14 protein-coding genes are annotated in these 13243 nt (G+C 65.8%); 3 read left to right on the top strand and 11 right to left on the bottom strand.

The genetic code is table 11. The features are described from left to right. Positions 1 to 68: 68 nt before the first annotated feature. Both ACYP5B_RS39325 and purB read right to left on the bottom strand, forming a co-directional pair. On the bottom strand, positions 69 to 1058 hold the full coding sequence (locus ACYP5B_RS39325) for a tripartite tricarboxylate transporter substrate binding protein (RefSeq protein ID WP_459573220.1): 990 nt from the start codon (positions 1056 to 1058) through the stop codon (positions 69 to 71). Positions 1059 to 1099: 41 nt separating this feature from the next. Further along, positions 1100 to 2464 carry an adenylosuccinate lyase gene (purB, locus tag ACYP5B_RS39320; protein ID WP_459573218.1) on the bottom strand — a complete coding sequence of 455 codons (1365 nt, stop codon included), beginning with the start codon at positions 2462 to 2464 and terminating at the stop codon, positions 1100 to 1102. A 104-nt stretch (positions 2465 to 2568) separates the two neighbouring features. On the opposite strand from purB, the gene ACYP5B_RS39315 reads away from it, so the two are divergent. Continuing rightward, positions 2569 to 3510, top strand: coding sequence for a LysR substrate-binding domain-containing protein (locus ACYP5B_RS39315; protein ID WP_459573217.1), 942 nt, complete (start codon positions 2569 to 2571; stop codon positions 3508 to 3510). A 48-nt stretch (positions 3511 to 3558) separates the two neighbouring features. Here the strand turns inward: ACYP5B_RS39315 and ACYP5B_RS39310 are convergent, their stop codons facing one another. Then, positions 3559 to 5121 (bottom strand): class I adenylate-forming enzyme family protein, encoded by a 1563-nt coding sequence (locus ACYP5B_RS39310; protein WP_459573216.1) that lies wholly within the window; start codon positions 5119 to 5121, stop codon positions 3559 to 3561. Positions 5122 to 5488: 367 nt separating this feature from the next. Beyond that, positions 5489 to 5932, bottom strand: coding sequence for a PRC-barrel domain-containing protein (locus tag ACYP5B_RS39305; protein WP_459573215.1), 444 nt, complete (start codon positions 5930 to 5932; stop codon positions 5489 to 5491). A gap of 238 nt (positions 5933 to 6170) precedes the next feature. Between ACYP5B_RS39305 and ACYP5B_RS39300 the strand changes: the two genes are divergently transcribed. Together ACYP5B_RS39300 and ACYP5B_RS39295 are read left to right on the top strand one after the other, a co-directional pair. After that, positions 6171 to 6596 (top strand): ElaB/YgaM/YqjD family protein, encoded by a 426-nt coding sequence (locus tag ACYP5B_RS39300; protein WP_459573214.1) that lies wholly within the window; start codon positions 6171 to 6173, stop codon positions 6594 to 6596. A gap of 259 nt (positions 6597 to 6855) precedes the next feature. Then, positions 6856 to 7080 (top strand): hypothetical protein, encoded by a 225-nt coding sequence (locus tag ACYP5B_RS39295; RefSeq protein WP_318235247.1) that lies wholly within the window; start codon positions 6856 to 6858, stop codon positions 7078 to 7080. A 62-nt stretch (positions 7081 to 7142) separates the two neighbouring features. Here the strand turns inward: ACYP5B_RS39295 and ACYP5B_RS39290 are convergent, their stop codons facing one another. From ACYP5B_RS39290 to ACYP5B_RS39260, 7 genes are all read right to left on the bottom strand, one after another. Further along, positions 7143 to 7454 carry a Dabb family protein gene (locus ACYP5B_RS39290; RefSeq protein WP_318235248.1) on the bottom strand — a complete coding sequence of 104 codons (312 nt, stop codon included), beginning with the start codon at positions 7452 to 7454 and terminating at the stop codon, positions 7143 to 7145. A 47-nt stretch (positions 7455 to 7501) separates the two neighbouring features. Continuing rightward, positions 7502 to 7804: a YciI family protein gene (locus ACYP5B_RS39285; RefSeq protein WP_459573213.1), complete on the bottom strand. Its 303-nt coding sequence runs from the start codon at positions 7802 to 7804 to the stop codon at positions 7502 to 7504. 5 nt (positions 7805 to 7809) lie between these two features. Further along, positions 7810 to 8697 carry an intradiol ring-cleavage dioxygenase gene (locus ACYP5B_RS39280; RefSeq protein ID WP_459573212.1) on the bottom strand — a complete coding sequence of 296 codons (888 nt, stop codon included), beginning with the start codon at positions 8695 to 8697 and terminating at the stop codon, positions 7810 to 7812. A gap of 54 nt (positions 8698 to 8751) precedes the next feature. After that, on the bottom strand, positions 8752 to 9717 hold the full coding sequence (locus ACYP5B_RS39275; protein WP_400096430.1) for a sugar ABC transporter substrate-binding protein: 966 nt from the start codon (positions 9715 to 9717) through the stop codon (positions 8752 to 8754). 67 nt (positions 9718 to 9784) lie between these two features. Next, entirely contained in the window at positions 9785 to 10753 is a 969-nt protein-coding gene (locus tag ACYP5B_RS39270; RefSeq protein WP_318235252.1) for an ABC transporter permease, read from the bottom strand. Further along, positions 10750 to 11706, bottom strand: coding sequence for an ABC transporter permease (locus ACYP5B_RS39265; RefSeq protein WP_459573211.1), 957 nt, complete (start codon positions 11704 to 11706; stop codon positions 10750 to 10752). Before ACYP5B_RS39265 ends, ACYP5B_RS39270 begins: the two co-directional genes overlap by 4 nt. Continuing rightward, positions 11699 to 13207: a sugar ABC transporter ATP-binding protein gene (locus ACYP5B_RS39260; protein ID WP_459573210.1), complete on the bottom strand. Its 1509-nt coding sequence runs from the start codon at positions 13205 to 13207 to the stop codon at positions 11699 to 11701. The genes ACYP5B_RS39265 and ACYP5B_RS39260 overlap by 8 nt, the downstream gene beginning before the upstream one ends. Positions 13208 to 13243 lie beyond the last annotated feature (36 nt).

Raw genomic sequence — 13243 nt, 5'->3', positions numbered from 1 at the left:
TTGCGGTGTTCCTGTTTGCTGTATGGTGCGGCGTTGTGCGATGCGCTGGCGGCTGACCAAGCCCACGGCTAGTCGATAGTGGCGCCCGAGCGCTTGACGATGGCCGCCCACTTCGTGCTCTCGGACGTGATGTAGGCGCCTAGCGCCTGCGGCGTGGAGCCCACCGGCACGATGCCGTCGACCAGGAAGCGGCGGCGCAGCTCCGAGTCCTTGATCAGGCCGGCGATCTCGTTGCTCAGCCGCGTGACGATGGGGCGCGGAGTGCCACGGGGCGCCAACAGCGCATACCAGACGTTCGACTCGTAACCCGGCACGCCGGCTTCGGCGATGGTGGGCACTTCAGGCATCGAGACCGCCCGCTGCGCCGTGGATACGGCCAGCACGCGCAGCTTGCCCGCCTTGATCTGCTGGGACGCTACGCCGTAGCTGGCAAACATCACGTTCACCTGGCCGGCAAGCAGCGCGGGCATGGCCGGGCCGGTGCCCTTGAAGGGCACGTGGACAAGGTCGAGCCCCGCCATCGATTTCAGCAGCTCCATCGACAGGTGCGGGCCGCTCCCATTGCCGGACGATCCATAGGTGTACTTGCCGGGGTTCGCCTTGACCAGCTTGATGAACTCGGCGAGGTTTTTCGCGGGCACGGACGGATGCACCACCAGGAAGTAAGGCGCCGAGGCCACCAGCGACACCGGCTCGAAATCCTTGATCGGATCATAGGGAAGATTGCGGTACAGGCTCGGGTTCACCGCCAGTTGCGAGGTCAGCGCCAGCGCCAGCGTGTAGCCATCGTTGGGCGCCTTGGCGACCATATCCATGCCGATGTTGCCGTTGGCCCCGCCATGGTTGTCCACGATGATGCGCTGGCCCATCCGCTCCGAGAGGTACAAGGTGAGCGGACGCGCAACCGTATCGCCGCCGCCCCCGACCGGATAAGGCACGACCACGCGCACGGGGCGGTTTGGATAGGTGTCGGCGGGCGCGGCGGTGGCCACGGCGGCGGATGCGCAAAGCCATGCCGTGGCGACAACCCGGCCAAGCTGCTGGGCAATTCGGTTCATGATGGTGTCTCCTTTTGTTTTAGGTATGTGCCTGCGGGCATTCAGTCCAGCCAGCCGCTTGCGCGAATCTTGCCGAGCAGGCTGTCGACAATCTCGGGCGCCAGGCCGACGTAGGTGGCGGGATCGAGCAGCTGCTTGAGCGTGGCGGGGTCGAGCGCTTCGCAGATGGTGGCATCGCGCCGCAGCGCCTCTTCGAAGGTGAGGCCGCCCTCCATGCCCTGCATGGCAGCGGCGTAGACCCGTTCATGCGCGGTCTGCTTGCCGACGCTCTCGGAGAGCGCGAACATCACGCGCTCCGACATCAGGAAGCCCCCAAGCAGATCCAGGTTGGCGCGCATGCGCTCGGCGTTGACCGTCAGGCCGGACAACGCGTAATGCATCATCTGCAGCATCGCCGCCGCCATCATGCAAGCCTCCGGCACCGCCTTCCACTCCATGCGCACCGCCGCCACGTCACGCTCGTGTTCCGCCATCTGCGCGTCGTGCATCATCGCCACGCTGTAGCGGATGGCGCGGCTGAGGGTCACCACGGTCTCCACCACGGCGGGGTTGCGCTTGTGCGGCATGGTGGACGACCCCACCTTGCCCTCAACGAACGGCTCCGCCAGCTCGCCCACTTCGTCGGCTTCGAGGTTCATGATCGCGTTGGCGATCTTGCCCAGCGTGGCGCCGATCAGGCCGAGCACGCTCACATACTCGCCAAGGCGGTCGCGCGCGGGCTGCCAGCTGATATCGGCCACGTTCAGGCCGAGCCGCGCCATCAGCCGCGCCTCCAGCGCCATGGCCTGTGGGCCGAACGAGGCCTTGGTGCCCACCGCGCCCACCATCTGGCCAACGAAGGTGCGATCCTCCAGCGCCAGCATCCGCTCGTGGTGGCGACCAAGCTCCGACAGCCAGACCGCGCACTTATGGCCAAAGGTGATCGGCAGCGCTTGCACCGAATGGGTCCGCCCGGCCATCGGCGTGTGCTTGTGCGCATCCGCCAGGCGATACAGCTCGCGCGAGACCCCGGTCAGGTCGCGCATCAGGATGCGGTGCGCCTCGCGCACCTGCAGCATCATGCCGGTGTCGTACACGTCCTGCGATGTCGGCCCGAAATGCACGAACTCTCCCAACTCGCTGGCGCACTGACGCTGCAGCGCCCGCACGGCGGGCACCAGCGGGTGCTTCACGCGGCGCGTTTCGTGAGCGAGCGCCGCCATATCGATATCGGCGACATTGGCCCGCGCGGCGATCTCGCTGGCCGCGGCCGAGGGAATGATGCCCAGCGCCGCCTGCTCGAGGGCCAGCGCCGCCTCGAAATCGAACCACTTCTGCACCCGGTTCTCCTCAGAGAACACGGCGCGCATCTCATCCGTGGTCCACATATGCTGCTGCAGGGACTGGTCGAACACGCTGGATGTCATTGCCGAGGCCTTTTACGCTGGAAGAAGATGTAGCGATTCTCTGCCTCCCACATCTTTCTGTAAAATGACATGTTCGTAGACAATCATTGCCAAAATGGCATGATATGACCCTCCAGCAACTTCGCTGCATCCAGGCCGTGATCGCCAGCAACCTCAGCGTGTCCCGGGCCGCGGATGCGCTGCACACGACCCAGCCCGCCGTCAGCAAACTGATCCGGTCGCTGGAAAATGAGATTGGCGTGGAGCTGTTCGTGCGCCGCGGCAACCGGCTGGTAGCGCTCACGGATGCGGGACAAGAAGCAGCGGCACTGTCCCGCCGCGTGCTGAACGACACGCGCGCGCTGACCAACCTGGCGCAAGCCAACCTCGCCACGAGCAGCGGCACCCTGCGCGTGGGCACCACGCATATCCACGCCCGCTACGCCCTGCTCGATGTGATCCGGCGCTTCAGCGCCGCCCATCCGGCGGTCAACCTGGAGCTGTTGCAAGGCACGCCCGCCGAAATCGTGCAGTGGGTGGCCGAAGGGGCGGTGGAACTCGGCGTGTCGACGCTGCCGCAGAAGACGCCGGAGGGCATCATCACGCTCGAGGCCTACCCCATCCCGCGCTGCCTGATCGTGCCCAAGCGGCATCCCCTGCTAAAGCTGAACAAGGTCACGATCGAGGATATCGCGCAGTATCCGCTCGTGACCTATGACGAGCATTTCAATTCCGGGTGGGTGGTGATGCGGGAGTTCCAGCGCAAGGGCCTGTCGCCGCGGGTAGTGGTGCGGGCAACCGATGCCAATGTGATCAAGGCCTATGTGGCGGCGGGGCTGGGGGTAGCCGTTGTGCAGCAGATGGCGGTAGAGCCGGCGCGGGACATTGATCTGGCGGTGATCGATACCAAGGGGATCTTCCCAGCCTCCATGGCGGCCATCAGCTTCAGGGACGACCAGTATGTACGCGGCTATATGCAGGATTTCATTGGCATGATCTCGCCAAAGGGGGCGGCGCAGGTACAGGGGCTGGCCGCCGGAGCGGCGCGGGCCGGCTCCGGGGCATAGGATTCCTGCGTCCTCCCCTCGCCCGCTTTGCGGGCGGGGAGGAGTACCTCAATCCAGCGGCCGCCCGGGCCTGAACCCGTCCCGCAGCTCCCGCTTGAGCACCTTCCCGATCGCGCTGCGCGGCAGCACGTCCACCAGTTCCAGCACCGCAAGCCGCTGCGTCTTGCCAACCTGCTCATTGGTCCACGCCATCAACGCCTCAACGGACACGGTCGCACCTTCGCGCCGAACCACGAACGCCACCGGCGTTTCACCCCATCGTTGCGAAGGCACGCCAACCACGGCGCTATCGAGCACGTCGGGATGCTGCTGCAGGATGCCTTCGAGATCGCTGGGATAGATGTTGAAGCCGCCGCTGATGATCATGTCCTTCTTGCGGTCCATCAGCGTGAGGAAGCCGTCTTCGTCGAAGCGGCCAACGTCGCCGGTGCGGATGAAGAGCTTGCCGGTGGCGTCGCGCCATTCGGCCGCGGCGGTCTTCTCCGGTTGCTTGTGGTAGCCGGCCATGATGGCGTTGGAATGGCCGACGACTTCGCCGATCTCGCCCACGGGCACTTCGCTGCCGTTGTCGTCGATCAGGCGGATGTCGTGCCCTTCCATGGGCTTGCCCACGGTATGGAGCTTGGCGGGGAACTCGTGCGCGGCCAGCACGCAGCTGCCGCCGCCTTCGGTCATGCCGTAGTACTCGACCAGGCCGCCGGGCCAGCGCTTGAGGATCTCGGCCTTCAGCGCAGCGGACAGCGGCGCGCTGGTGGAGAACTTCATCCGGTATGACGACAGGTCGTATTCATCGAAGTCCGCGCGCGCCATCAGGCGCTGGTATTGCACCGGCACCAGCATGCTGTGCGTAACGCGATGCTGCGCGGCCAGTTGCAGGTAGCGCTGTGCGTCGAACTTGGGCATCAGCACGGCGGTGCCGCCGAGCGCCAGCGTGGGGATGAAGCTGACGAGCGTGGTGTTGGAGTACAGCGGCGTGGAGATCAGCGTAACAGCGTCGGGACCGTAGCCGCCGGACTCCTGGACGCGGCGGATCTGGTTCCAGCGCAGGGCGTGGGCGTGCACGATGCCCTTGGGCGTCCCGGTCGTGCCCGAGGAGTAGATGATGTTGAACACCTGTTGCGGCTCAATCGGATGCGCCTGCGGGCGGCTGCCCTGCGGGGCCAGCCAGGCTTCGAAGGACAGGCCGGCGGGCGCGTCGGCCAGCCCGACAAGCCGGGCATGGATGTTGTCCTTCACCGGCGCGATCTCACGCAGGACGTCCGCATCGACAAAGAGCAGCCGGGCGTCGGAGTCTTCGACCATGCCCGCCAGGCTTGCCGGCGTGGAGGACGGCGCGAGCGGCACCAGGGCAACGCCGGCGCGCAGGCCGCCGATCAGGATCGCGGCGTATTCGATGGACGCTGCCGCGCAGATGGCGAGCGAGGCCCCGGGCTGCAAGCCGTCGCGTTGCAGGGCGGTGGCGACGCGGTCGACCAGCGCGTCGAATTCGGCATAGGTGAGCGAGCCGCGGCTGTCGACGACCGCGACATGCCCGGGCCGCTCGGCGGCGTGCAGTTGAACGCAGTCCGCAAGGTTGCCAATCGGCTGCGCCAGAAGTTCTGTGATGCCCATAGGAAGGTCCTGTCTCCATTTGGCGTCGCGATAACCGGGTCCCGGGGGAACCGCCTTCGCGCGCGAATTTATCGTTTTGAACGTCGGGCATCCGGCGTTCATCCCATGCCTGTCGAACAGCAGGCCGAGGGAGATTCTCGCACGGACGCGGCAAGGCTGCCCGCGCAGCGGGATCGCATGCCGGCGACTCGAGGAAAAACGGGGAGGGAAACACAGCAGTGCGCGCAATACACGGAAAGACGCCGCCCCCGCATCAGCGTGCAAGACGCTGCTTGCGGGGGCGCGTCAAGGCTGCCCCGTCCGGTGGACAGCCTGCCCGACAGGCCGCCCCAGCCACAGAGCAGCTGGAAGCGGCCTCACAGCGGACCTATAGCGGCCCGGCGTCCACGATCCAGTAAGGGTTCCGGCCATAGTACTCATGCAGCGTTGTGCCCCATTGGGGATCCGCCATGGCCGGCCAGCTGTCCTTGTTGAAACCCGGGGCGTCCTTGATGCGTTGCGCGGTCACGCCGATGCGGAAGCACTTTTCGTCGGTGTCCAGGGTGAGCGCGCTCCAGGGAATGGCGTGGAGGGTGTCGCCCATCCCGAGGAAGCCACCGCTGGTCAGCACCGCGTAGGCAATGCGCCCGCCGCGAACGTCGAGCATGATCTCCGAGATCTTGCCTACGTGTTCGCCGTCCGAGGAATACACCTTGTCGCCATCCAGCGTCGATGCCGCCATCACTTCCGGGCCCGGGCCATCGCCCACGCCGCTGCCGACAATGGCCGCGCCCTTGCTACCGGCGGGCATGCCGGGATTGAGTTGTCCCATGTTCGTCTCCTAAAAAAGGGTCGTGCCGGAGAGCGCGCAACGAACATGCCAAGGCGGTGGCACAGGTGGCAGCGCAGCCCAGGCTTTCGCGTCACGGGAAGAATTACAAGGACCGGTAACTTTCTTTCCGTCCCGACCCGTGCCAACCCGCGCAGTTACCGCAACGAGCGCGCATTGCCGCATGGCACGAAAACTGCGCCTAGACCCTGCCCCCCACCCACATTTCAGGAGTACCCAGATGGAAACCTTTGGCAATGGACAATCGTCCTCGCAGGACGAAGCCTCGCGTATCGCGGGCAAGGTTGGCACGGCAACCTCGAACGTGCTGGACGCCACCAAATCCGCCGGCCGCCAGGTCGGCGCTGTCGCGCGGGAGGAAGCCTCCGGGCTCAAGCGGGAACTCGACGACCTGATCGGCCGCCTGCCCTCTATGTCGGCCGCCGCGATGGAAGAGGCCAAACAGGACTTCCTGAACAAGATGGCCACGGCCAAGGAGGCGGCCAAGGGCATCTCGGACAACGTGCGCCAGCAAATCACGCGGCGCGCGGAGGACACCGCGGCTTATGTCAAGGAGCAGCCGCTGCGGTCGATGGGCATGGCGGTTGGCGCAGGCATTATCCTGGGCCTGCTGATGTCCCGGGGCGGTGGCCGGGATCGGGACTGAAATGCCTTGAAGCGCATTGAAGCGCATTAAGGTGAACCCGGCTTCCTTGCGAGGCCGGGCCGCGCGGGCCATTGCCGACCTCCCCAACATCCCCTTCCCTCCCCCTCCCCCAACCTCCCCCTCTTTGTAAGCCAATTACCGACGCCGGATTCCGCTTCCGCCGATGCGCATTTGCCGCCCATCCGACTTCGCCGCGACCCGTTCCCTCCTACGATGGAATCAAGGGTTCCATCCCAAAGCGGAAAGCGGAGAGCAGAACATGCGATCAGATACCAACAACCTGCATACGATCGTGGCCAAGTGGATTGGCCCTGTCGAAGGCCGCCTCGTGCGCGTCGCGCGCTTCGGCAGGATGCGTACCGGCCGGGTGCCTTATGTCTGCGTGCAACGTGCGGCCGACATGCTGTTCTTCTTTCGCCATGGCGACGGCTCGTGGTGCGTGTTTCCGCCGGCGAACCAAGGGACGGCGGCGCGAAGCTTCTGACCGCCACCGGTTCCCTCTTCACGACCGTCACGACCGTCACGACCGTCACGACCTTCACGTCCTCACGCGGACGGCTCGTAGTCCACCTGGTGCCGGGCAATGCGCAAGTCACCAAGTTCCTCCTTCACCCGCAGGTGCTCCGGATGGCTGGCATAGCCCTCCAGCGCCTTTTGCGATTCGAATTCGGAGTACAGGACCACGTCGCAGGCGTAGTTGACCTTGCTCGAGTCCACGCCGACTTCCAGGTGGCGCATTCCGGGGATCCGGCCGCGAAGCCCTTCGAACGCAAGCTTGAGCCGGGCCACGGCGTCTTGCTTGTCGACTTCGGTTTCTCCGCGCAGGTTCCACATCACGATGTGTTTGACGATGGACACGTTTTCTCCCTCCTGATCTTTGCTGATCGTCGTGATCTTGCCTGTTGTCAAGCGGGCGGGAAGCCGGCCTTCTGCTGCCACAGGTTGCTAAAGGCATGCACCGTCGAATGCCCGTAGACGCCGGCCTGCGTGAAAGGCTCGCCTGCCAGCCAGTCCATGGCCGCCTCGTGAGACGGGAAATCGATCACCAGCAGGCTGCCGACCATGGTGGTGCCGTCCTCGCCCAGCAGCGGGCCGGCAAAGGCGATGCTGTCGGCCTTGGCGCCGAGATAGACCTTGTGCTCCGGGCGCACGCGGGTGCGCAGTTCGCTGGTGCCGGGCTTGTCGAGCAGATGAAATACGAACAGCATGGGGCTTACCTCCGGGACGGCGCCGGCGCTTGCGGTGCCGGGTTGAGAATGAAATCGAAATCCAGCGTGTAGAACGGCGTGGCGCTCGGCGTGCCGTCGGGGGCGGTGCCGGCTTCGTGCCGCACCCAGTCAGCGATCAGGGAACTGCGCACGCCGAAGACAGCGTCGGAATCCAGGTATTCGCCGCCTTCGCGGAACACATGGGTGACGAGCGTCTCAAACCCCGGTGCGGAGATCATGAAGTGCAGGTGCGCGGGACGCCACGGATGGCGGCCCATGGCATCGAGCATGCGGCCCACCGGGCCATCGTGCGGAATCGGGTAGCACTCGGCGACGATCGACTTGAAGTGAAAGCCGCCGCTCTCGTCGGCTTTCAGCGTGCCGCGGCCCTGGTGGCCATCGAGCCCCGCCTGCTGCACATCATAGAACCCTTCCACATCCGCCTGCCAGACTTCCAGCCGCGCGTTCGGCACCGCCTCGCCCGTCACGCTCTTGACCTTGCCGCTGACATAGCACGGCTCGCCGGCCATGCCGTTGCCTACGTCGGCGCCCAGTTCGTACTCCGGCGCGTCATCCACGTAGAACGGCCCGAACACCGTGGCCTCGGTGCAGCCACGCGGCTTCTTGTGGTTCTGCGCGGTGACCAGCGTGGACAGGCCCAGTGTGTCGGACAGCAGGATGAACTCCTGCCGGCTGCCGGTGCAGGTATGACCCACTTCGGTCAGGAACTTGATGCCTTCGGCCCATTCGGCCTCGGTCAACTGCACCTCGCGGGCAAAAGCGTGGAGATGCTGGACCAGGCTGGTCATGATCTCCTTCAGCCGTCCGTTGGGCATGTCGGCATGCCGCGCCAGCACGGCCTGCGTGATGGTCTCTTCGTCTAGGTTGCGCATGATGTGTGTTCCGTTATGGACTTAGCGACGTATGAATGCATGAACCTGTGGCGGTCAAGCCTTGGTGGCGTCTTCCCAGCGCGGGCAGGTGCGCTTGGCAACCGGGATGTCGATCGACTGGTAGTTGGTCTTGTCCACCACCGTGGCCGGTAGCACGATGCTCTGGGTAACCGGCATGCCACGCAGCTTGCGGATGGCGGCGGTCATGCCCAGGCAACCCTGGGCAAATCCATTGTAGTCACCGGTGGCAAGCATGGTGCCGGCCTTGATCGCGTCGATGGCCTCCTGCGTGCCGTTGATGCCAGACACCAGCGCCTTGCGGTTGGCGCCTTGCAGCGCTTCGATGGCGCCGATCGCCATGGCGTCGTTGGCGGCAAAGATGCCGTCGATCTGCGGGTATGACTGCATCAGGTTTTCCATGACCTGCAGGGCTTGCAGGCGCTGGTAGTTGGCCGGCTGCGAGGCCACCAGCTTGATGTTGGGGAAGGCCTTGAGCGCATCGTGCATGCCCCTGACGCGGTCGATATTGGTCAGCGAGCCCTTGATGCCCTCCAGCAGCACCACGTTGCCCTTGCCGCCCATGGCCTTGAACAGGTGCGTGGCGGTCTTCTGCCCCAGGTCATAGTCGCTGGCGCCGACGAAGGAGACGAAGTTGCCCACGTCGCTCTTGTCGGTCACGTTGACCACCGGGATGTTGGCCGCGTTGATCTTCTTCACGCCCGGGCCCATCGCCTTGTAGTCCACCGGGACGAAGACGATCGCGTCGGCCTTCTTGACGATCACGTCCTCGATCTGGCTCATCTGCTCCGGGATGCTGTCCGGCTTGGTGGGGATGTAGTGGGTGACGCGCGCGTTCATGCTCTTGGCCGCGGCGTCCGCGCCCTGGCGCACCACCTGGAAGAACGGGTTGGTCTGGTTCTTGGTGAACACCGCGATGCGCTCGCCGTCCGCGTGGGCCTGCGCCGACAGCATGCCAAGGGCCAGCACGCCGGCCAGATACTTCAGGTTACGTACGTTCATGTTGTCTCCTTTGTCTTTCATGAAAAGCTTGCGACATTGACTAACGATCTCGAACCAAGACCTCGAACTAAGACCTCACACCCAGCCGCTTGCGCGACAGCGTATCCAGGAATACCGCCAGCACCACGATCACGCCCGTCACCAGCGGCTGCCAGTTGGCGCTGACGGTGAGCAGGTTCATGCCGTTGAGCACCAGCGTGAGGATGATGGCGCCGACCAGCGTGCCGGATACCCGGCCCACCCCGCCGAACAGCGAGGTGCCGCCGATCAGCACCGCGGCGATGGCAGGCAGCGTCAGCGCCTCGCCAATGTCGCCCTCGGCCGAGTTGAGCCGTGCCAGGAACACCAGGCTGGCAATGCCGGCCATGGCGCCGCTCACTAGGTACACCAGCACCAGCCGCCGCTTGACCGGCACGCCGGAGAGCCGGGCCGCGACGGGATTGGCGCCGATGGCGTAGATCTCCTGGCCGTAGGTGGTCTTCTGCGACATGGCGGTGCCCGTCACCAGGAACACCAGCATCAGGTAGACCGGAATGGGCACGCCCCACAGGTAGCCGCTGCCGATCGCGCGAAATTCCGCCGGAAAGCCGTGGATGGTCTCGCCCGCCATGAACCAGTAGGTGACGCCGTGCAACACCCACAACATGCCATAGGTCGCAATGAAGGGCGGGATGCGCAGCATCGCCACCAGCAGGCCGTTGGCCAGCCCGATCAGCGCGCCGGTGCCCAGCCCCGCGCCCACGCCGAGCATGGTGGAGCCGGTGGCTTTCATCACGGTGGCCGCCACGCAGGCCGACATCGCCACGTTGGCGCCCACCGACAAGTCCAGCCCGCCGGTCAGGATCACCAGCGTCACGCCGGACGCCAGCAGGAACAGCAAGCTGGCCTGGCGCAGCACGTTGAGGATATTGCCCAGCGTCAGGAACGCGTCCGATGCCACCGCCAGCAGCAGGCACAGCAGGCCCAGCGCGAACAGCCGGTAGGCAAACGAGCGGGCATCCGCCGAGAGTGGCGGGAACAGAGTCGCCGTGTTCATGCTTTCCCCTTGAACGATTCGATCAGCAGCACCACCAGCACCAGCAGCCCGATGGCCGCCACCTGCACCGACGACTGCACGCCCACCAGGTTGAGCCCGTTGCGCAGCACGCCCACCGCCAGCACGCCCAGCACCGTGCCGGGCAGCCAGCCGTTGCCGCGGTCGAAGGTGGTGCCGCCCACCGCCACCGCGGCGATGGCGTCGAACTCCAGCCCGATGGCAGCCGTCGGGTGCCCGGCATTCATGCGCGCGGTGAGCAGCAGCGCGGCCACGCCGGCCATCAGCCCGCCCAGCACATAGACGGCGATCAGATAGACATTGATGCGCACGCCGGAGAACTTGAGCGCCTCGCGGTTGCCGCCCAGCGCGAACACATAAGCGCCAAAACGGCTGTGGTAAAGCAGCCAGTGGAACAGGCCGTAGAACACCACGGCGATCCAGATCGGGAACGGCACGCCCAGCAGTTGCCCGGCGTAGATCAGCGGGATCGTGTCGCCGATGCCCGTCACGCTCTGGCCATCGGTGGCCACCAGCGCCAGCCCCTGCGCGGCGCCCAGCGTACCGAGCGTGGCCACGAAGGGCGGGATCTCCAGCCACGACACCAGCGCCCCGTTGAGCAGTCCGAACGCCAGCCCGGTGAGCAGCGCCGCGCCCAAGGCCAGGGGCAGCGAATCGGTCGCCACCATCACCATGGCCAGCACCACGCCGCACAGGGTCAGCACGGCGCCCATCGACAGGTCCAGCCCTTCAGTCATGATGATCAGCGTCATCGGCAAGGCGATCAGCAGCAAGATGGTGGATTGCGTGCCGATGTTCAGCAGGTTCTCCACGCTCAGGAAGCCCGAGCCCGTCGCGCTGAAGCCCAGCGAAAGCAGCAGCAGCACCCAGACCGACCCCGGCACCTTGCCGATGGACAGGCCAAGCGGGCGCGGTAGTGCGTTGGTATCAAGCATCGTTCATCCCCAGTTGCAGAATGCGTTCTTCGGTCATCTCGCCGTGGGCGACTTCGCCGGCGATGCGCCCGCCGCGCATGACATAGGTGCGGTCGCAGACATTGATGATTTCCGGCAGCTCGGAGCTGATCAGCAGCACGCCGGCGCCCTGCTTCACCAGGCTGTCGATCAAGGCAAAGATCTCCGCCTTGGCGCCCACATCGATGCCGCGCGTGGGCTCGTCGAAGATAAACAGCTTCGCTTCGGCGACCAGCCATTTGCCGATCACGATCTTTTGCTGGTTGCCGCCGGACAGGAACTGCGCCAGTTGGTTGCCGTCGGGCGTGGCGATGCGCAGCCGCGCGATCTCGCGCTCGGCCAGCGCCTCGGCCTTGTCCGCGCGATACCAGCGCGAGGGAAAGGCGCGCCGCAAGCCGGCCAGCAGCAGGTTGTCGCGCACCGTGCGGATCAGCGCCAGCCCCTCCGATTTGCGGCTTTCCGGAATCAGCGCTGCGCCCAACTCACGGGCGCGGTCCGGGCCGCCGGTGAGCTGTTTGCCGAAGATACGGATTTCGCCCTGCTGGATCGGGTCCGCGCCAAACACGGCGCGCGCCACTTCGCTGCGGCCCGAGCCCACCAGCCCGGCCAGGCCCACGATCTCGCCGGCGCGCACCTGCAGGTTGATGTCCGCGATGCCGCTGTCCGCGCTGACGTTGCGCACGTCCAGCGCCACTTCGCCCAGTTGCGCGCTGCGCTCGCGGCTGTAGCTCATGTCGACCTTGCGCCCGACCATGCGCGCCACCAGCTCGTCCGGCGTGGCGTCGCCGGGCAGGCAGGCGCCGACCTTGCGGCCGTCGCGCAGGATGGTGATGCGGTCGCCCAGCGCAAAGACCTCCGCCATGCGGTGCGAGATATAGATCATCGAGACGCCATCGGCCTTGAGCCGCGCGATCACGGCGAACAGCTTCTCCGTCTCGCGATCGGACAGCGCGGCGGTGGGCTCGTCCAGCACCAGGATGCGGGCGTTCTGCGACAGCGCCTTGGCGATCTCCACCATCTGCTGCTGGGCCACGCCCAGTGCATGCACCGGCGTGCGCGTGCTCACCTCCATGCCCAGGATGTCGAGGATGCGGCGCGCTTCGGCGTGCATCTTGGCTGCGTCGACGGAGCCGGGAAGACGCCCGCGCGGCTCGCGGCCCAGGAAGATGTTCTGCGCGATGTCCAGGTAAGGCACCAGCGAGAACTCCTGGAAGATCACCGCGATGCCCAGCCGCATGGTGTCGGCCGGGCTGGTGATCGCCACTGGGCTGCCATCGTGATAGAACTCGCCGGCATCGGCCACGTAGACGCCGCACAGCACTTTCATCAGCGATGACTTGCCGGCGCCGTTCTCGCCCAGCAGCATATGCACCTCGCCGGGGTAGATGGCGAACGACACATCGTCCAGCGCCTTCACCCCGGGAAAGCCCTTGCAGATGCCGCGCATCTCGAACAGCGGCGTGATTTCGGTGATGGCGTTCATGACGCGAGCCTGAAGATCTTGGCGGTGCGGATGCCG

The organism is Cupriavidus sp. 8B, assembly GCF_054589115.1.
This window is presented reverse-complemented; position numbering and strand designations above follow the sequence as displayed.